The sequence below is a fragment of the Pseudomonas sp. LFS044 genome (genome assembly GCF_047978245.1).
In the GTDB taxonomy this organism is placed as follows: domain Bacteria; phylum Pseudomonadota; class Gammaproteobacteria; order Pseudomonadales; family Pseudomonadaceae; genus Aquipseudomonas.
Genome location: NZ_JBFPFX010000032.1, coordinates 1 through 16944 on the forward strand (window position 1 = coordinate 1; position 16944 = coordinate 16944).

Below are 16944 nucleotides of genomic sequence, written 5' to 3' on the forward strand. Positions count from 1 at the left end.
TCTTCAGTCATGCGCCAAGGCGGACAACCATGGCCTGACTGGAACGGCGCGTTGCAACAAATGTAGGAGCGGGCTTGCCCGCGATGCGCCGCGCGGGCGGCGCTCGATCTCCAGAGCGCTGCAAACCTCAAGGCAGGCACCTCTAAGCCACGCCCCTATATCGGCCACCCCTCTTTTTTCTTTATTCAACCATTCAATTTAAAATCCAGCCCCCGCGTAATCTGCCGCGACATGGCAATTTTGACATCTGTACCCCACTGCGTCAGAGTGCGCGCTTTTTTGCCTGCAGCTACGAGGAAAGCCAAACCATGAATGCAGTGATTGCCGCGGTCGGCATCATGCTGATACTCAGCCTGTCGCGGGTGCACGTGGTCATCGCCCTGATCATTGGCGCCCTGGTCGGGGGGCTGGTCGGTGGCCTGGGTATAGAAGGCACGCTCAAGGCCTTCAACGGTGGCCTGGGCGGTGGTGCCACGGTGGCGTTGTCGTATGCCTTGCTTGGCGCCTTTGCCGTGGCCATCGCCAAATCGGGCCTTGCCCACGCCTTGGCCGACCGTGCGTTGGCCATGATCGACCGCCAGGGCCACGCCAACGGCGGCAAGGTCAAATGGCTGCTGATCGGCCTGATGCTGGTGGTGGCGGTGTCGTCGCAGAACATCCTGCCCATCCACATCGCCTTCATCCCACTGCTGGTGCCGCCGCTGCTGTACGTACTGACCCGCCTGCGCATCGACCGCCGGTTGATCGCCTGTGTGATCACCTTTGGCCTGATCACCCCGTACATGTTCCTGCCGGTGGGCTTTGGCAACATCTTCCTCAACGAGATCCTGCTGGCCAATGTCGCCCGCGCCGGTGTCGACATCAGTGGCGTCAACGTCACCCATGCCATGGCCATTCCGGCGGCGGGCATGCTGGTCGGGCTGTTGATGGCGGTGTTCATCAGCTACCGCAAGAAGCGCGACTACGACCTGGCGCGTATCGAGCAGGTGGAGCAGGTGAGCGTGGCGTACAACCCGCTGACCCTGCTGGTGGCGGGGCTGGCAATCGCCTCGGCGTTCATCGTGCAGCTGTGGCTGGACTCGATGATCATCGGCGCCATGGTCGGGTTTCTGATCTTCTCGTTGTCCGGCATCGTGCGCTGGAAAGACACCGATGACCTGTTCACCGAAGGCATGAAGATGATGGCCATGATCGGTTTCATCATGATCGCCGCTTCGGGCTTTGCCGATGTGATGAAAGCCACCGGGGAGGTCAAGAGCCTGGTCGAAACTTCGGCGCAATGGATCAACCACAGCAAGGGCATCGGTGCCTTGCTGATGCTGCTGGTGGGGTTGCTGGTGACCATGGGTATCGGCTCGTCGTTCTCGACGGTGCCTATTCTGGCGGCGATCTTCGTGCCGCTGTGCGTGCAGTTGGGCTTTGACCCGGTGGCCACGGTGTGCATCGTCGGCACCGCGGGTGCCTTGGGTGATGCCGGCTCGCCGGCATCGGACTCGACCCTGGGGCCAACCTCCGGGCTCAATGTCGACGGCCAGCATCATCACATCTGGGACACCGTGGTGCCGACCTTCATCCATTACAACCTGCCATTGCTGGCATTCGGCTGGCTGGCGGCGATGACGCTGTGAGGCCTCAGCCCTTGTCGGGCGGGGGGGAAATTCTGTTGAGGACGGTGCTGCCGTCCTTGCTGCGGGTCAAGTAGACCGGCAGCACCTTGGGCAGGTTGTCCACCAGCCGGGCGACTTCGTTGGTGTTGTAGACGCCGCTGATGCGGATGCGCCCGGTGCTGGCATCGGCCAGCAGTAGCGGCGCAGCGAGGTAGCGGTTGATCACCGGCAAGGCCTGATCGAGGCTGAGGTTGTCGAGCACCAGCTTGCCGCTGCGCCAGGCCAGGCTGTTGTTGTAATCGTCGCTCTCGGCCAGGTGCGGCTCGAAGTCGCCGGTGCGATAACTGGCCTGCATGCCCGGCCCCAGGCGGTAACCGCCCGAGTTGCCGTCGCTGCTGACCAGCACCGAGCCTTCCACCAGGGTGACCTTGACCTGGTCCTGATACTTCCAAACGTTGAACTGGGTGCCGGTGACGCGGGTCTGGCCGTGGCCGGCGCGGACGATGAACGGGTGTGCGCTGTCGTGCTGCACTTTGAAGAACGCTTCGCCATGCTTGAGGGTGACCTGGCGCCGGTCCTTGTAGTTGAGGTAGGTCAGTTCGGAGTTGAGGTTGAGTTGCACCGAGCTGCCGTCGCTCAACTGCACGGTCTGCGCCTGATTGCCCGCTTCGAAGTGCTGGTAATGGTTCGGCAGCCAACCTTGCTCCCAGCCCATCCAGCCAGCCAAGGGCAGCACCAGCAGGGCAATCGCCGCGGCGCAGGCCGTTGGCCGCCAGTTGCGTGGCCGCGCCACCTGGCGCGCAGGCGGGTTGAAGTCGATGACCGTGGCGTTGCGCGGCAGCAGGTCGGCGGTTTGCCAGATCTCCAGCATCACCTGGTACTCGTGGGCGTGACGCTCGTCCGCCGCCAGCCAGCGGGCAAATGCCTCGCGCTCGACCTTCGTGCAATCGTCGGCATGCACGCGCATGCACCAATGCGCGGCGGCGTCGGTGATGGCATCGTCTGGGCTGGGGTTGAGGCGGTCGTGGTTCATTGCGGCTCCGGGTTTTGCGCATTCTACCCCTGCAAGAGGCTGCCGAGAACCGACGTAATGGCGAATGACTATCAGTTAGCTGTGTTTTTCGTCGGTTTCGCAACCGATATTCAGCGTTTGAGAACGCTTCGCGCCCTTGTACCCAGGCCAGCCCGCGATGGAGGGCAATGCTCACGGTTTTTGCATAGCCCCCTAATGAAAGCTTTGACATTCACTGCCTAGGCAGTAATATTTTTACACAATTGCCCGAGCCGATGCCGATGTCCCATTTCACCCCGGAAAACTTCCAGTCCTGCGCCATCGGCATGCTGCTGGGCCGCGCGGCGATCCTCAAGGACCGCATTCTCGACTGGCACCTGGAATCCGAGGGCGTCACCGCCGCGCAGTTCAAGGTGCTGATCATCGTCACCCAGTACCAGGTGGATACACCGGCCGAACTGTGCCGCTACCTGGGCCTGGACAGCGGTTCGATGACCCGCATGCTCGACCGCCTCGAGCAGAAGGGGCTGATCCTGCGCAACCGCTGCGCCGACGACCGCCGCCAGGTTCGCCTGGCCCTGACCGCCGATGGCCAGCGTCTGGCCGACCGCTTGCCGGAGATTGGCGCGGCGGCGATGAACGAACTGGTCGGCGTGCTCCAGCCCGACGAACTGAAGGCCCTCGAAAGCTTGCTGGCCAAGGTCCTGCTCGGTGCCGGCGACCCTCTGACGATCCGCCGCTTCGGCGATCGTTGATCCCTGTTACGCATTTTCCAAGGTATTGCCATGGCTACTCCCGCAGACACCTCAACCCCCTCCGCCGCACCGGAACCGTCGCGCAAGCGCAAAGTCTGGCTGCTTGGCCTGCTGCTGGTGGTGCTGCTCGCCGGCGCTGGCGCCTGGGCCTGGTACAGCCTGATCGGGCGCTGGCACGAAAGCACCGACGATGCCTATGTCAACGGCAACGTGGTGGAGATCACACCCCTGGTTACCGGGACCGTCACCAGTATTGGCGCCGATGACGGCGACCTGGTGCACGCAGGCCAGGTGCTGTTGCAGTTCGACCCGGCCGACAGCGAGGTGGCCTTGCAGGCCGCCGAGGCCAAGCTGGCGCGCACCGTGCGCCAGGTGCGTGGCCTGTACAGCAATGTCGACTCGCTCAAGGCGCAGCTGCAGACGCGCCAGGCCGAGCTGCAGAAAGCCCGGCAGAACTACAACCGGCGCAAGGTGCTGGCCGACAGCGGCGCGATTGCCGCTGAAGAAATCTCCCATGCCCGCGATGACCTGACCGTGGCCCAGGCCGCCGTCAACAGCGCCCAGCAGCAGCTCAACACCAGCACCGCGCTGGTCGATGACACGGTGGTCTCATCGCACCCTGAAGTCATGGCCGCCGCCGCCGACCTGCGCCAGGCCTACCTCGACCACGCCCGCACCACCCTGGTGGCGCCCGTCACCGGCTACGTCGCCAAGCGTACCGTGCAGCTTGGCCAGCGCCTGCAGCCCGGCACCGCGACCATGGCGGTGATCCCGCTGGACGAGGTGTGGATCGACGCCAACTTCAAAGAGACCCAGCTGCGCGACATGCGCATCGGCCAGCCGGTGGAAATCAGCGCCGACCTGTACGGCAGCGAGGTGAAGTACAGCGGTACGGTGGACAGCCTTGGCGCTGGCACCGGCAGCGCCTTCGCCCTGCTGCCGGCGCAGAATGCCACCGGCAACTGGATCAAGATCGTCCAGCGCGTGCCGGTGCGCGTTCACCTCAGCCCTGACCAGCTCAAGGACCACCCGCTGCGCATCGGCCTGTCCACTGTGGTCGAGGTCGACCTGCACGACCAGAGCGGCCGGGCCTTGGCCCAACAGCCACCGCAGCAGGCCAGCTACACCACCCAGGTGTACGACCGCCAGTTGGTCGAGGCTGATGAGCTGATCGCCCGGCTGATCCACCAGAACAGTGCCACCGGCAAGACGGCGCAACGATGAGCAACAACGCTGCGGCGCAGTTCACCCCGCCGAGCCTGCTGCTGACCACCATCGGCCTGTCGTTGGCGACCTTCATGCAGGTGCTCGACACCACGATCGCCAACGTGGCGTTGCCGACCATTTCTGGCAACCTGGGCGTGAGTTACGAGCAGGGCACCTGGGTGATTACCTCGTTTGCGGTGAGTAACGCCATCGCCTTGCCGCTGACCGGCTGGCTCAGCCGGCGTTTCGGCGAGGTGAAGCTGTTCATCTGGGCCACGCTGCTGTTCGTGCTGGCGTCGTTCTTGTGCGGTATCGCCCAGTCGATGCCGGAGCTGGTCGGCTTTCGGGTATTGCAGGGCGTGGTGGCCGGGCCGCTGTACCCGATGACCCAGACCTTGCTGATTGCCGTGTATCCGCCAGCCAAACGGGGGATGGCGCTGGCCTTGCTGGCGATGGTCACGGTGGTGGCGCCGATTGCCGGGCCGATCCTTGGGGGGTGGATCACCGACAGCTACAGCTGGCCCTGGATCTTCTTCATCAACGTGCCGATCGGCCTGTTCGCCGCTGCCGTGGTGCGCCAGCAAATGCGCACGCGCCCGGTGGTCACCAGCCGCCAGCCGATGGACTACATCGGCCTGCTGACGTTGATCGTCGGGGTGGGCGCGTTGCAGGTGGTGCTCGACAAAGGCAATGACCTGGACTGGTTCGAATCGTCGTTCATCATTGTCGGCAGTTTGATCTCGGTAGTGTTCCTGGCGATCTTCATCATCTGGGAGCTGACCGACCGCCACCCGGTGGTCAACCTGCGGCTGTTCGCGCACCGCAATTTCCGCATCGGCACGATCGTGTTGGTGGGCGGCTATGCGGGGTTCTTCGGCATCAACCTGATCCTGCCGCAGTGGTTGCAGACGCAGATGGGCTACACCGCTACCTGGGCGGGCCTGGCGGTGGCCCCGATCGGCTTGCTGCCGGTGATCATGTCGCCGTTCGTGGGCAAATACGCGCATCGCTTCGACTTGCGGGTGCTGGCGGGGCTGGCCTTCCTGGCGATCGGCACCAGTTGCTTCATGCGTGCGGGGTTCACCAACGAGGTGGATTTCCAGCACATTGCCCTGGTGCAGCTGTTCATGGGGATTGGCGTGGCGTTGTTCTTCATGCCGACCTTGAGCATTCTGCTCTCGGACTTGCCGCCGCAGCAGATTGCCGATGGCTCGGGGCTGGCGACGTTCTTGCGTACGCTGGGGGGAAGTTTTGCGGCGTCGTTGACCACGTGGATCTGGATTCGCCGGGCGGACCAGCACCATGCGTACCTGAGTGAGCACATCAGCCAGTACGACCCGGCAACGCGGCACACGCTGGAGCAACTGGGCGGGGCCAGCCCGCAGAGTTATGCGCAGCTGGAGCAGATACTCAATGGGCAGGCATACATGATGTCGACGGTGGATTACTTCACCTTGATGGGCTGGGTGTTTGCCGGCTTGATTCTGTTGGTGTGGTTTGCCAAGCCGCCGTTTACGGCGAAGGCGGGGCCGGCTTCGGCGGGGCATTGAGCGAGTTCGCCTTGGGCGCTTAGGCGCCTGTGAGAACGAGCGCCGCCCGCGCGGCGCTCGATCTCACCGGCGGCAAGACCGCCAAGCCCACCGCTAGGGGTGGGTGCGTAAGCGTCCGGCGAACTCACCTTCCGAACTCCAGCTTCAAGGGCGATGGTGTCCGCGTATTTTTAAGCGGCCGCGATCACCTTTATCGCCGAAAACCAGATACGGCCATGGGCACTCGGGCGCTCGAACTGGCTGTGTGCCGAGTCGCTGCGCAGTGGTAAACGGGCGGCTGCAATCATGAGCTTGATCCAGTCGGCGCGTATGAATGGGCATGATCCGTATGCCTATCTCAAACATGTGCTCACGCGGTTGCCAACACAGCGGGCCAGTGAGATCGGGCAACTATTGCCGCATCAGTGGGTGCCTGCCTAACTTACGCAAGGTGAGTTGGGCGGACGCTTACCCTAGGCGGGATTAATCCTCTGTTCTAACTCGGTATAGTCCAGTTTCCCCAGCAGCCATTCCCCCGTTGACGATCATAATATAAGGGGTCTTTTGCGGGTACTGGGAGCGGTTGCGGCTTTTGCTCTCAGAAGGGTTGTCTGGGCTACCGGCCGGAAACTGCCAGAGTAAAACCCCATCAGCTGATAATGCGCACGTTAGCGGAGTCATTTTTTTTCCCTCCGCGAGCATCTCATTCTGTATATATTCGGGTACGCCAACCTTCAGCGGCATGCGCTCCCAGTCGTCAGGTGAGTCACCTTGGACAATAATTGCAAAGCCGTTGCCATCTTTAACGATTTTCACGGTTGCTTCATTCTCGGGACGAAGATTATCGGGACGATTGGAGAAACTACCGACAAATCCGTCACAGGCGTAATCAGCCGCCGTTGCTGTCGTGCCAAAGGTCAGTGCAATGAGCGAAAGAAGCGTCATACGGGTTACTTTCGAGACTGGCAAACGGAGAAATTTACGCATGAAAAAAGTCCTTTGTGGATGTGATTTGACTCAGGGTGTAAGCCATCACCATTAGCACTCTGGCGATCAGCTGATGAGGTTTGCGGTTGGGGGTGCGAGGCTTGTGACTACACAACGCTCACATTCAGCGCATGGCTGGCCACGCCATGACACCCGCATGCCAGCCGATGGCCTTGCAGCACCACAGGCTTACCGTTCAGGCGTCGGCTTGGGTGCCCTTCGACAAAGGCAAAAACCCCTAGGTGAAGTGGACAACTGGCCTTGTCGCCCAGCACCGCTGGCGTTTTGCCGTTGACGGTGTGGGTGCCAGCCAGTTGGCATGACAGCACGCTGCCCCCGCTGCTGGTGGGGTCGCCCAGGCAGATCGGATGGTTCATGCCTAGGATCGTCCGGCGCTTGGCAAGCCATACTTGAAGGGGTCAGCGCCGCGGTTCTGCTGGTTCTTCGCTTTGCGTGCCTCATCCGGCGGGCTGATCATCTGCACGGTGAGGCTGCCGTCGCTGCCGGCGTACACCACGGCACTGGCACCGCCGTCGTGGTAGCTGGCGATGGTGGCCAGGTTGATTTCCACCAGTGCGCTGCTGACCCCGGTATTGCCCAGGCGTCGACCGATGTCATAGCCCTCGTCGACATTGCCCAGGTCCAGGCCTTGGCCATCGGTATTGAGGCTGTGCAAGGCTTTGGTCAGGGCGATTTCCGCTTCAGCGTTGTTAGTGGTGTCGTAGAACACTCGCACCGGCTTATGCCCAGCGGGCAGGGTGTCGAGAGCCTTGAGCCAACCGGCTTGCAAGGCCTTGGCCTGCAATGCGGGTTTGAGGCGCTTGCCGTGTTCGTCCTGCATCGAAACCTTGATTGGACGGTGCAGGTAGCCCAGCACTGGTGCGGCGTCGAACTCTTTCAGTTGGTGTTCGGCCCAACGTACGGGCAGCCACGGGGACGGTTCGAAATGGCCTGGGCCGCGGTTATTGAGGGTTTTCCACAAGTTAGGTAGTTGCGATTGCCAGTAGGCGGTAGACATGGTGCTCGGGTCTTCCGAGACTTCGGTGCCTTTGGCGAGCTCGGCGGCTTCATACCAGTCTGTAAATGCCCTGTCCCGGTTCCAATAAAACGCCCACAACTTGCCAAAGTCAGTTTTTTTGTCCTGGTTGTCCTCGGCGTCACGGGTGACGAAGGGGCGAATGTAGCGATCCACTCGGTCCGAGCGCGTGACCAGCAGGCCAGTCGCATTCTCGTAGATCGTCGGTACCACGTGGCCATTTTGCAATCCCGGTGTGCCCGGTTTGCGATAAGGGTCCCGCGCAACATCCCCATCCTGGCTCGCGATCAAGGCCTGTGGCACCTTGGGGTTATCGTCAAAGAACATGAACAGTCGCTCGATCATGCCTTGCGCATGGGTAGTGTTTTCATCGTCTTGCCAGAGAAACTGGGTAACGCCCAAGGTCGCAGCATTACGCCCTTCATTGATCAGGCCGGCCGCTCTGTACCCTTTTGCGTAGGGGTCGGGTGGCCCAAGCGCAAACACCGGGATTGGCCAGTACGCCACTGATTCACCTGCCGAATTCTTGAATGCGATACGGACTTTGATGTCTGCTGAGATTCGCCTAGTGTCTAATGACGGATCGTAATCTTTCGCGTCCTGCGGGTAGATCGAAGCGAAATTATCGTTCTTTTTTTGGATAAACTGCCAGATTTCGGACTGGCCGTCAGTGTGAACTCCAAGTCCCAATCCGCGAATTTCTAAGGCGTAGATCCGTGCTTGCGTGGCCAGTTGTTCGGCGTTTCTGAGCTCTATCTGGTTTCGATAATTGGCAAACTCTGCCTTCTCACTTGCCAGGGCATTGCCCCACCAGTGAGTGCCAAAGATAACCAGCAGCGAGCCGACAATAGCGGCAATGCCCCAAGCCATGACGGGTTTCATGTCGCGAAGTACCATGCCGGTTTCCTGTGCTTTGAGTTGGACAATCCAGATGAAGCTGAGCCAGAGCACAAGCTGCACTCTGGCGATCCGCTGATGAGGTTTGAGGTTGGGCGGTCCGCAGCTCGTGACTACTCGACGCTCACATTCAGCGCATGGTTGGCCACACCATGACACCCGCATGCCAGCCGATGGCCTTGCAGCACCACAGGCTTACCATTCAGGCGTCGGCGAGGGTGCCCTTCGACAAAGGCAAAAACCCCTTGGTGAAGCGGGCAACTGGCCTTGTCGCCCAGCACCGCTGGCGTTTTACCGTTGATGGTGTGGGTGCCAGCCAGCTGGCATGACAGCACGCTGCCCCCGCTGCTAGTGGGGTCGCCCAGGCAGATGGGAGAGCTCATGCCTAGGATCGTCCGGCGCTTGGGAGGCCATACTTGAAGGGGTCAGCGCCGCGGTTCTGCTGGTTCTTCGCTTTGCGTGCCTCATCCGGCGGGCTGATCATCTGCACGGTGAGGCTGCCGTCGCTGCCGGCGTACACCACGGCACTGGCACCGCCGTCGTGGTAGCTGGCGATGGTGGCCAGGTTGATTTCCACCAGTGCGCCGCTGACGCCGGTATTGCCCAGGCGTCGACCGATGTCGTAGCCCTCTTCGACATTGCCCAGGTCCAGGCCTTGGCCATCGGTATTGAGGCTGTGCAAGGCATTGGTCAGGGCGATTTCCGCTTCAGCGTTGTTAGTGGTGTCGTAGAACACTCGCACCGGCTTATGCCCAGCGGGCAGGGTGTCGAGAGCCTTGAGCCAACCGGCTTGCAAGGCCTTGGCCTGCAATGCGGGTTTGAGGCGCTTGCCGTGTTCGTCCTGCATTGAAACCTTGATTGGACGGTGCAGGTAGCCCAGCACTGGTGCGGCGTCGAACTCTTTCAGTTGGTGTTCGGCCCAACGTACGGGCAGCCACGGGGACGGTTCGAAATGGCCTGGGCCGCGGTTATTGAGGGTTTTCCACAAGTTAGGTAGTTGCGATTGCCAGTAGGCGGTGGACATGGTGCTCGGGTCTTCCGAGACTTCGGTGCCTTTGGCGAGCTCGGCGGCTTCATACCAGTCTATAAATGCCCTGTCCCGGTTCCAATAAAACGCCCACAACTTGCCAAAATCAGTTTTTTTGTCCTGGTTGTCCTCGGCGTCACGGGTGACGAAGGGGCGAATGTAGCGATCCACTCGGTCCGAGCGCGTGACCAGCAGGCCAGTCGCATTCTCGTAGATCGTCGGTACCACGTGGCCATTTTGCAATCCCGGTGTGCCCGGTTTGCGATAAGGGTCCCGCGCAACATCCCCATCCTGGCTCGCGATCAAGGCCTGTGGCACCTTGGGGTTATCGTCAAAGAACATGAACAGTCGCTCGATCATGCCTTGCGCATGGGTAGTGTTTTCATCGTCTTGCCAGAGAAACTGGGTAACGCCCAAGGTCGCAGCATTACGCCCTTCATTGATCAGGCCTGCTGCTCTGTACCCTTTGGCGTAGGGGTCGGGCGGCCCAAGCGCAAACACCGGGATTGGCCAGTACGCCACTGATTCACCTGCCGAATTCTTGAATGCGATACGGGTTTTGATGCCTGCAGAGTTTCTCCTGGAGGTTAATGACGGATTGTAGTCTTTCGCATCCTGCGAGTAGATCGAAGCGAAGTTGTCGTTCTTCTTTTTGATGAACTGCCAGATCTTGGACTGGCCGTCTGTGTAAATTCCAAGTCCAACTCCCCGAATTTCCAAGGCGTAGGTGCGGGCTTGGATAGCCTGGTGTTCGGCGTTTCTGAGCTCTATCTGGTTTCGATAATTGGCAAGCTCTGCTTTCTCACTTGCCAAGGCATTGCCCCACCAGTGAGTGCTAAATATCACCAGGAGTAAGCCGACGATAGCGGCAATGCCCCAGGCCATGACGGGTTTCATGTCGCGAAGTACCATGTCGGCTTCCTGTGCTTTGAGTTGGACGACCCAGATGAAGCTAAGCCAGAGCACAATGAGCACCCCGGCGATCAGTTGATAAGGTTTCAAGTTGGGCCGTGACTTAGGGGAAGGGGATAAGTCCTTCATCGGCCATCTCCTTTTACAGGTGCATCGGCTAGCAAGGACGGTGGCGTTAGCGAGACCAGTTCAGCAGACGGGAACACCCCCCGTTGATAATACTTACTACTGGCAGTCACCAATGCCTGAGCTTCCCTGCTCAGGCACGCCCAAGCTGGTAATTCTTTGATTATCTGAAAGACTTTTTTGTCCATCTTCCAATCCGCAATCGCAACCAACACCTCCCGCATAGCCGGATCATCGAGGCTGTGCGCCTGGCCAATCGCAATGTCCATCGCCGTTACCCAGCGTTGGTTCTCCGGGCTGCGCAAAACCGCCGAATGATAGCTGTTAGGGTCCATTTCATCCGGATCTGTGGGCATCCGGGCCTGGATTTCATTAGGCGTTTCTTCACGGAAAATGACGTAATGATCCTGGGTCTTCAGCATCGGATTACCCGACACGGGTTCTTGGCGTATGGCTGCTGTTTGATCGCCGGGCTCTTTGCCAGCGTTCCACCGAGCACGTTCTTCTTCCCGGTCGACCCGGGTAGGGTTGGTACGGACCTTGATCGATTTGAACTCGGCCATCGGGTTGCCCAACGCAGAGCGGATGCTGACGTCATCGGGGCCGTCCATACCTGCCTGGGTGGGGGTGCCGGTTACCGCCTCACCGCCGAACATCTGAGGCGCGTGGGGTGGGTTCAAGGATTCGGCATTGATCAGGCGTTCTTCACCTTTTGCTATAGGCGCTTGCGAGACCACTGCGGCCCCTGACCAGCCGCCTGGGTATCGGGGCTCTCCCTGCGCCCGCAGCACTGTTTGTTGTATGGCGTCACCGACCAGCACCGGCTCGCCGTTGCGATACCGCTTGGTCCACATGCGCTGGTAAAAGCGCAAGGCCTGCAACGCCGCCATCGCTGGTCTTCCGTCAGGCAAGGCGTTGGGCACGCCATAGGTACCGATGCCCTGGACGTCGTCCAGCGCGACAGTGGTGTCGTCCGGACTGAAGTACAGGTATACCTTGCCGCGATTATCACGCTCTGGAAAAACGGTGATGTTGCCGACCTTGTCCTTGCGCGTGCCCTGTGTGGGCGACCACTTTGGGCCCGTGCGACCGCCGTAGGTTTTGTTGTCCCTGAGTGCGGACAGCGGCGGCTGGGTATGAGGTGCCTGGGTGACCGCCGTGGCGATGTTGATCAGCGTCGCGAGTGTGTCATGGCCTTTGGGCGTGGCCTTGGGCAGGACACTGTAAGGCGTGTCCACCATGATGACTGTGTCGGCGCAGCGTTGGCCCTTATCGATCAACAAGGCCTGGGCCAGCAGGGTAATCAAGGTGCCTTGACTGTGGCCCATGATGGTAATGGTTTCATCAGGCGATATGCGACGGATCTCACTGACCAGCATGGCCAGTCGCGTCGCCGCCAACACAAAGTAACGCCGATGCGGCCCTTTTCCCATGTACTGAGGGTTGGATAGCGAGGGTTGCGCAAATATCCGGAGGAGCTTGGCAAAGCCTTTACCGTACATCTCCAGCAGGTTGTTGGTGGCGTTGGCGAAAAAACCGCCGCCCTTGGCAAAGTGCCGGTCCAGACGATTCTCGAAGACGTCCTGGTATTGGTCGCGCAGTTTGGTCGGATCGTTATTTTCATCGCGCTTGATCTCGCCAGGCTCGGCGCGATAGCCCCAGTAGAATGGGATCATCAGGCTGCGGGTTTTGGGATCGTCCGCGTCTCGCTGATAAAGGTACGTATCTGGATCGTCGAGTGTGGCTTTGTGATCCTCACCGCGTTCCTCAATCGGGATAACTTTCGCAGCATTGTAATCAGTCCCATACCGCCCCGCCTTCAGATCAGGCCGATCCAATCGCTCATTCACCCCCTGGCACAACCCCGTCTCTACCGACTCGTATGAAGCCCCCGGGTCATTCACGCCGTGCAAGAAGATCACCACCCCTGGCAGGTCGGCGGGCACCTCCATTTTGCGTTCGGTACTGAAGTTGGGTACCAGCCGGGTGACACTTTCAGCCACGGTAATTTGATCGCCACTCATTGGCTGCCTCCTTTGCTGCCGGTGCTGCGCAGGGCAGCCACTTGTGCCTGGTGCATCGCTTCGCGCTCGACGTGTTCGGTGAGCCCGCTGGCGTCGGTCAGGCCTTGTACAGTGCTGCCGTCTTCGAGCTTGATCTGGTAGGCGTGGTCAACGGCCATTCGCACGCTGTCGTCGGCGTGCCCCGGGTAGTGGAAAGCCAGGCGTTGCGCCGCCGGGTCGCGGGTGAATGCCGGTACCTGGGCGCTGTCGGTGTTGGGCCCGACCCAGTCATGCTCGCTGGCATGGACGATCACCTTGCCTTGGCTGCCGATTTCGACGCCGCCCCCGATCTTGATGTAACTGCCGTCATCGGCCACCAGGCGGATGGTTGGCGCGGTGACGACCACCTCGCCTTCGGCGGCCGACAGGTGCAGGTTTTTCTGTGCGTTGACGGTGATGTCGTCTTCCTGGGCCTGGACCAGCACTTTGCCGCGGTTGGCGATAGCACTGATACCCTCGTCCTGGGCGAAGGCAGCGATGCCCTTGCCGGCTTGCAGGCGCATGGCCGCGCCGCTGGTCAACTGCAGGTGGTCCTGGGCGGTGGTGTCGTGGTTAGCACCGGCATAGTGGATTTGCGAACGCGGTGTGGCACTGGTGATACCTGCCTCGGCCGCAACGGCCATGACTGGCTTGCCCGGGCTGTCGCTGTCGGGCGTTGGCCACTGTTTCAGCGCCTGGCTCAAGGCGTCGATGCCCTCGCTGTTTACCGCTGCCCCGCCTCGTGCGGCAGCGGTTTGCCCGAGGCTTTTGAACAGCGCCCCGCACTCGGCCAGCAGCGTCAGCAGCTCTTCGCGGTCCAGTTGCGCCCCCGTGGCGTCCTGGCGTGCATAGGTGGTCAGCAACATGCCTTGGGCCGCACGCAGGGCAATCGCGGCGTCGGTGCGCAATTCGGCCCCGTTGCCACGGGCCTTGGCCTGGCCATCAGTGCGTGGCTCGGTGAGCTTGCCCAGGTTGAGTGCTGTGGCCTGGTGCGTGGTGCCGACGCGGGCCCGCAAGGCGCCCGGTGTGTCATCGAACAACAGCTCGTTGAACCCACGGCCCTTGTGCTCCTGGGTCTGGATGCCGGAAAGCGCACGGTTGCCGGGCAGGCCGGAGGCTTTGCTGAAACGCGGCGGCGTTTGGTCGGCGTTGTACAGCACCGAGGTGACCACGGGGCGGTCGATATCACCTGCCAGGAAGGTGACCAACACTTCCTGGCCGATACGTGGCAAGAACTGATGACCGAAGCCACTGCCGGCGCTGGGCATCGCCACCCGCACCCAGGTGGTGCCCTGCGGCAGGCTGCTTGCGCGCTGCCAATGGAACCTGACCTGGACCCGCGCCAGTTCGTCGGTAAAGACTTCTTCCCCCTCCGGCCCGACCACGATCGCACTGAGCGGCCCATTGATGGTGGGGCGCGCCACGGTGATCGGGTGGCGATAAGGGATGCGCTGGCGAATACAGACAAATTGATTGTCGTAACCTGCCGGCTCATCCGAAAAGTAGTTGTTACGCCCGCGGTGCTCGACCGACACCAGCAGGAACTGGCGATCATCTGTTGCGCCGCCTTCATGGTCGAAGTGCTGGGTCAGCTCGAAGCTGTAGCCCGGCCGCATGGCCCGGCAGTTGCTGGTGCCGGTAAAGGTCTTGGCTTGGGCTTCGATGATCTCCAGGTGGCGACGGACCAGGGACTCACCCTCGTCGTGCAGGCCATGGCTGTAGGCACCGAAAAAATCATAGACCTCGTAGGGCGGGACGTCGCCCTGTTCATTCAGGCTGTCCATGTGGATGGACAATGGATTTCTTGGCTGCTTGTAATCGAAGGTCTGGATGGCCATCTTGCCCGGTTGCAAGGCCCGGTGACTACGCCACTGGGTGATCGAGTCACTGGTCTCGGTGACGAAGGCGCTGTGGTAGCGGATCTGCGGTTGTTCGGGCAGCGCTTCCAGGCCTTGGGATCGATCCGTGATGATCAGGCTGTGGCCGTCCTTGCAATGATCGAAGTAGAAGAACAGGCCGTCCTGCTCCAGCAAGCGCAACACGAAATCCAGGTCGGTTTCGCGGTACTGGGTGATGTAGCTGTGTGACTTGAGCGGCCTGAGCAGGCGAAACTCGTATTCGCGCAACCCACCATAATGCTCGAACACCCTGCGGATGACCGTTTCAACGGTCTTCTCTTGAAAGATCCGCGAATCCACACGACGCGACAGCATCCATAGCCATGGGCTCAGGGTCGCGCTGTAACGCGCCAGGCCACCGTCACTGCCGAGCAGGTTGAACCGGGTGATGTGACCATGGATGTGGCGGGTGCCGCCGTCGGCCAGTTCGATCTCCAGATGGGCGGGTTGCCCCATCAATGACTTGAGTTCGAGCCTGGCATCCTGGCTGATCAGTGCCAGCTCGAAGCTGAACAGCGTGGACAACCCTTCATTGCCGCTGAAATGCTCCAGCAATAACGCCTGGTCATCCTGAATAGGGGTAGTGAGTTTGATCAGACGGCGGTTCTGGGGTGCAAAAATACTCGTCAATTCCATTGACGTTGAATTCCTTGGCAAAACAAGCTGCGCAACCTATCACAGGTTGCGACAAAACCCGACGCAACGCGTCGAGCCATAGTTTGTCAAGTCGTGACGATCGTTCCAATAACAGGGCTTTTCCCCTATCGTCGAAGGTCCGTCCCCTGAACGATCCGTTAAACACCATGCACAAAGTCATCGTCATCACCGGCGCCAGCCGCGGCATCGGCGCGGCCACCGCCTTGCAGGCCGCCCGAGAGGGCTACCGCATCTGCATCAACTACCACGCCGACGACCAGGCCGCCGAAAACCTCCTGGCACAGGTCCGTGCGCTCGGTGCCGAGGCCATCACCGTGCGTGCCGACGCCAGCGTCGAAGATGAGGTGATCCAGCTGTTCCAACGCGTCGACCACGAACTCGGGCCGGTCACCGCGCTGGTCAACAATGCCGGCACCATCGGCCTGCAGAGCCGTGTCGAGGACATGTCCGAGTTTCGCCTGCTCAAGGTGATGAAAACCAATGTCGTCGGTCCGATGCTTTGCGCCAAGCATGCGCTGCTGCGCATGGCCCGGCGGCACGGCGGCCAGGGTGGTGCCATTGTCAATGTGTCCTCGGTGGCCTCGCGCCTGGGCTCACCCAACGAGTATGTCGACTACGCCGCCTCCAAAGGCGCCCTCGACACCTTCACCATCGGCCTGGCCAAGGAAGTGGCGGGCGAGGGCGTGCGCGTCAATGGCGTGCGCCCCGGTTACATCCATACCGGCTTTCATGCCCTGTCCGGTGACCCCGACCGGGTGGCCAAGCTCGAGCCAGGCCTGCCCATGGGGCGCGGTGGGCGCCCCGAAGAAGTGGCCGAGGCGATTCTCTGGCTGCTGTCGGAAAAAGCCTCCTACAGTACCGGCAGCTTCATCGACCTCGGCGGCGGCCGCTGATCGCGGCCCTCAGGGCAGCTCATCGGCCAGCAACTGGCGCACGCGTTCGGCCAGTACGTCCAGGTCAAAAGGCTTGGTCAGCACGCTGGCCCCCTGCAGCAGCTGGCCGTCACTCAGCGCCGCCCTCTCGTCGTAACCGGTGATGAACAACACTTTCAGGTCGGGGTACTCAAGGCGGCAACGCTCGGCCAGCTGGCGGCCGTCAAGGCCATCGGGCAGGCCGATGTCACTGAGCAGCAGGGCTGGCGGCTCGGCATGTTGCAGGTAAGCCAGCGCTGCCGGGCCACTCTCGAACGCTTCGACCTGGTAGCCCAGCTCCTCCAGTACCTCGGCGACGACCAGGCGCAAGGCCATCTGATC

General features: G+C 61.2%; 14 protein-coding genes and 1 pseudogene. 6 read left to right on the plus strand and 9 right to left on the minus strand.

Annotation, left to right across the window (positions count from 1 at the left end; genetic code table 11):
* The first annotated feature begins 308 nt into the window (after positions 1 to 308).
* Positions 309 to 1628, plus strand: coding sequence for a Na+/H+ antiporter family protein (locus ACNQPL_RS22470; RefSeq protein WP_346613047.1), 1320 nt, complete (start codon positions 309 to 311; stop codon positions 1626 to 1628).
* Positions 1629 to 1632: 4 nt separating this feature from the next.
* Here ACNQPL_RS22470 and ACNQPL_RS22475 read toward each other — a convergent pair whose 3' ends face one another.
* Positions 1633 to 2640 carry a FecR family protein gene (locus ACNQPL_RS22475; protein WP_416467939.1) on the minus strand — a complete coding sequence of 336 codons (1008 nt, stop codon included), beginning with the start codon at positions 2638 to 2640 and terminating at the stop codon, positions 1633 to 1635.
* Between the two features lie 260 nt (positions 2641 to 2900).
* Between ACNQPL_RS22475 and ACNQPL_RS22480 the strand changes: the two genes are divergently transcribed.
* The 4 genes and pseudogenes from ACNQPL_RS22480 to ACNQPL_RS22495 form a co-directional block, all read left to right on the plus strand.
* Positions 2901 to 3374 carry a MarR family winged helix-turn-helix transcriptional regulator gene (locus ACNQPL_RS22480; protein WP_387529624.1) on the plus strand — a complete coding sequence of 158 codons (474 nt, stop codon included), beginning with the start codon at positions 2901 to 2903 and terminating at the stop codon, positions 3372 to 3374.
* Positions 3375 to 3404: 30 nt separating this feature from the next.
* The gene (locus ACNQPL_RS22485; protein ID WP_416467940.1) at positions 3405 to 4598 is read left to right on the plus strand and encodes an HlyD family efflux transporter periplasmic adaptor subunit; all 1194 of its coding nucleotides are present in this window, start codon (positions 3405 to 3407) and stop codon (positions 4596 to 4598) included.
* Positions 4595 to 6130 (plus strand): DHA2 family efflux MFS transporter permease subunit, encoded by a 1536-nt coding sequence (locus ACNQPL_RS22490; RefSeq protein ID WP_346613051.1) that lies wholly within the window; start codon positions 4595 to 4597, stop codon positions 6128 to 6130. The genes ACNQPL_RS22485 and ACNQPL_RS22490 overlap by 4 nt, the downstream gene beginning before the upstream one ends.
* Before the next feature lie 198 nt (positions 6131 to 6328).
* Positions 6329 to 6550: pseudogene (locus ACNQPL_RS22495) on the plus strand (transposase domain-containing protein); the annotation flags it as partial.
* 42 nt (positions 6551 to 6592) lie between these two features.
* Here ACNQPL_RS22495 and ACNQPL_RS22500 read toward each other — a convergent pair.
* The 7 genes from ACNQPL_RS22500 to ACNQPL_RS22530 form a co-directional block, all read right to left on the minus strand.
* The gene (locus ACNQPL_RS22500) at positions 6593 to 7096 is read right to left on the minus strand and encodes a hypothetical protein (protein ID WP_416467941.1); all 504 of its coding nucleotides are present in this window, start codon (positions 7094 to 7096) and stop codon (positions 6593 to 6595) included.
* A gap of 107 nt (positions 7097 to 7203) precedes the next feature.
* A complete protein-coding gene (locus ACNQPL_RS22505) occupies positions 7204 to 7473 on the minus strand; it encodes a PAAR domain-containing protein (RefSeq protein ID WP_346613053.1) in 270 nt (89 codons plus the stop codon).
* Between the two features lie 2 nt (positions 7474 to 7475).
* Entirely contained in the window at positions 7476 to 9092 is a 1617-nt protein-coding gene (locus tag ACNQPL_RS22510) for a type VI lipase adapter Tla3 domain-containing protein (protein ID WP_416467942.1), read from the minus strand.
* A 50-nt stretch (positions 9093 to 9142) separates the two neighbouring features.
* A complete protein-coding gene (locus ACNQPL_RS22515; RefSeq protein WP_346616241.1) occupies positions 9143 to 9412 on the minus strand; it encodes a PAAR domain-containing protein in 270 nt (89 codons plus the stop codon).
* A 2-nt stretch (positions 9413 to 9414) separates the two neighbouring features.
* Positions 9415 to 11097 (minus strand): type VI lipase adapter Tla3 domain-containing protein, encoded by a 1683-nt coding sequence (locus ACNQPL_RS22520; RefSeq protein ID WP_416467943.1) that lies wholly within the window; start codon positions 11095 to 11097, stop codon positions 9415 to 9417.
* On the minus strand, positions 11094 to 13118 hold the full coding sequence (locus ACNQPL_RS22525; protein WP_346613055.1) for an effector protein Tle3 domain-containing protein: 2025 nt from the start codon (positions 13116 to 13118) through the stop codon (positions 11094 to 11096). Before ACNQPL_RS22525 ends, ACNQPL_RS22520 begins: the two co-directional genes overlap by 4 nt.
* Entirely contained in the window at positions 13115 to 15670 is a 2556-nt protein-coding gene (locus ACNQPL_RS22530; RefSeq protein ID WP_346613056.1) for a type VI secretion system Vgr family protein, read from the minus strand. Before ACNQPL_RS22530 ends, ACNQPL_RS22525 begins: the two co-directional genes overlap by 4 nt.
* Before the next feature lie 167 nt (positions 15671 to 15837).
* Between ACNQPL_RS22530 and ACNQPL_RS22535 the strand changes: the two genes are divergently transcribed.
* Positions 15838 to 16584, plus strand: a complete 747-nt coding sequence (locus tag ACNQPL_RS22535) for an SDR family oxidoreductase (RefSeq protein ID WP_346613057.1) — start codon at positions 15838 to 15840, stop codon at positions 16582 to 16584.
* Between the two features lie 9 nt (positions 16585 to 16593).
* Here ACNQPL_RS22535 and ACNQPL_RS22540 read toward each other — a convergent pair whose 3' ends face one another.
* Positions 16594 to 16938, minus strand: a complete 345-nt coding sequence (locus tag ACNQPL_RS22540; RefSeq protein WP_416467944.1) for a response regulator — start codon at positions 16936 to 16938, stop codon at positions 16594 to 16596.
* Positions 16939 to 16944 lie beyond the last annotated feature (6 nt).

Excerpts from the sequence above, each read along its gene's own strand:
- ACNQPL_RS22470 (WP_346613047.1), top strand. The coding sequence starts at position 309 with ATGAATGCAGTGATTGCCGCGGTCGGCATCATGCTGATACTCAGCCTG.
- ACNQPL_RS22475 (WP_416467939.1), bottom strand. The coding sequence starts at position 2,640 with ATGAACCACGACCGCCTCAACCCCAGCCCAGACGATGCCATCACCGAC.
- ACNQPL_RS22480 (WP_387529624.1), top strand. The coding sequence starts at position 2,901 with ATGTCCCATTTCACCCCGGAAAACTTCCAGTCCTGCGCCATCGGCATG.
- ACNQPL_RS22485 (WP_416467940.1), top strand. The coding sequence starts at position 3,405 with ATGGCTACTCCCGCAGACACCTCAACCCCCTCCGCCGCACCGGAACCG.
- ACNQPL_RS22490 (WP_346613051.1), top strand. The coding sequence starts at position 4,595 with ATGAGCAACAACGCTGCGGCGCAGTTCACCCCGCCGAGCCTGCTGCTG.
- ACNQPL_RS22500 (WP_416467941.1), bottom strand. The coding sequence starts at position 7,096 with ATGCGTAAATTTCTCCGTTTGCCAGTCTCGAAAGTAACCCGTATGACG.
- ACNQPL_RS22505 (WP_346613053.1), bottom strand. The coding sequence starts at position 7,473 with ATGAACCATCCGATCTGCCTGGGCGACCCCACCAGCAGCGGGGGCAGC.
- ACNQPL_RS22515 (WP_346616241.1), bottom strand. The coding sequence starts at position 9,412 with ATGAGCTCTCCCATCTGCCTGGGCGACCCCACTAGCAGCGGGGGCAGC.
- ACNQPL_RS22520 (WP_416467943.1), bottom strand. The coding sequence starts at position 11,097 with ATGAAGGACTTATCCCCTTCCCCTAAGTCACGGCCCAACTTGAAACCT.
- ACNQPL_RS22525 (WP_346613055.1), bottom strand. The coding sequence starts at position 13,118 with ATGAGTGGCGATCAAATTACCGTGGCTGAAAGTGTCACCCGGCTGGTA.
- ACNQPL_RS22530 (WP_346613056.1), bottom strand. The coding sequence starts at position 15,670 with ATGGAATTGACGAGTATTTTTGCACCCCAGAACCGCCGTCTGATCAAA.
- ACNQPL_RS22535 (WP_346613057.1), top strand. The coding sequence starts at position 15,838 with ATGCACAAAGTCATCGTCATCACCGGCGCCAGCCGCGGCATCGGCGCG.
- ACNQPL_RS22540 (WP_416467944.1), bottom strand. The coding sequence starts at position 16,938 with ATGGCCTTGCGCCTGGTCGTCGCCGAGGTACTGGAGGAGCTGGGCTAC.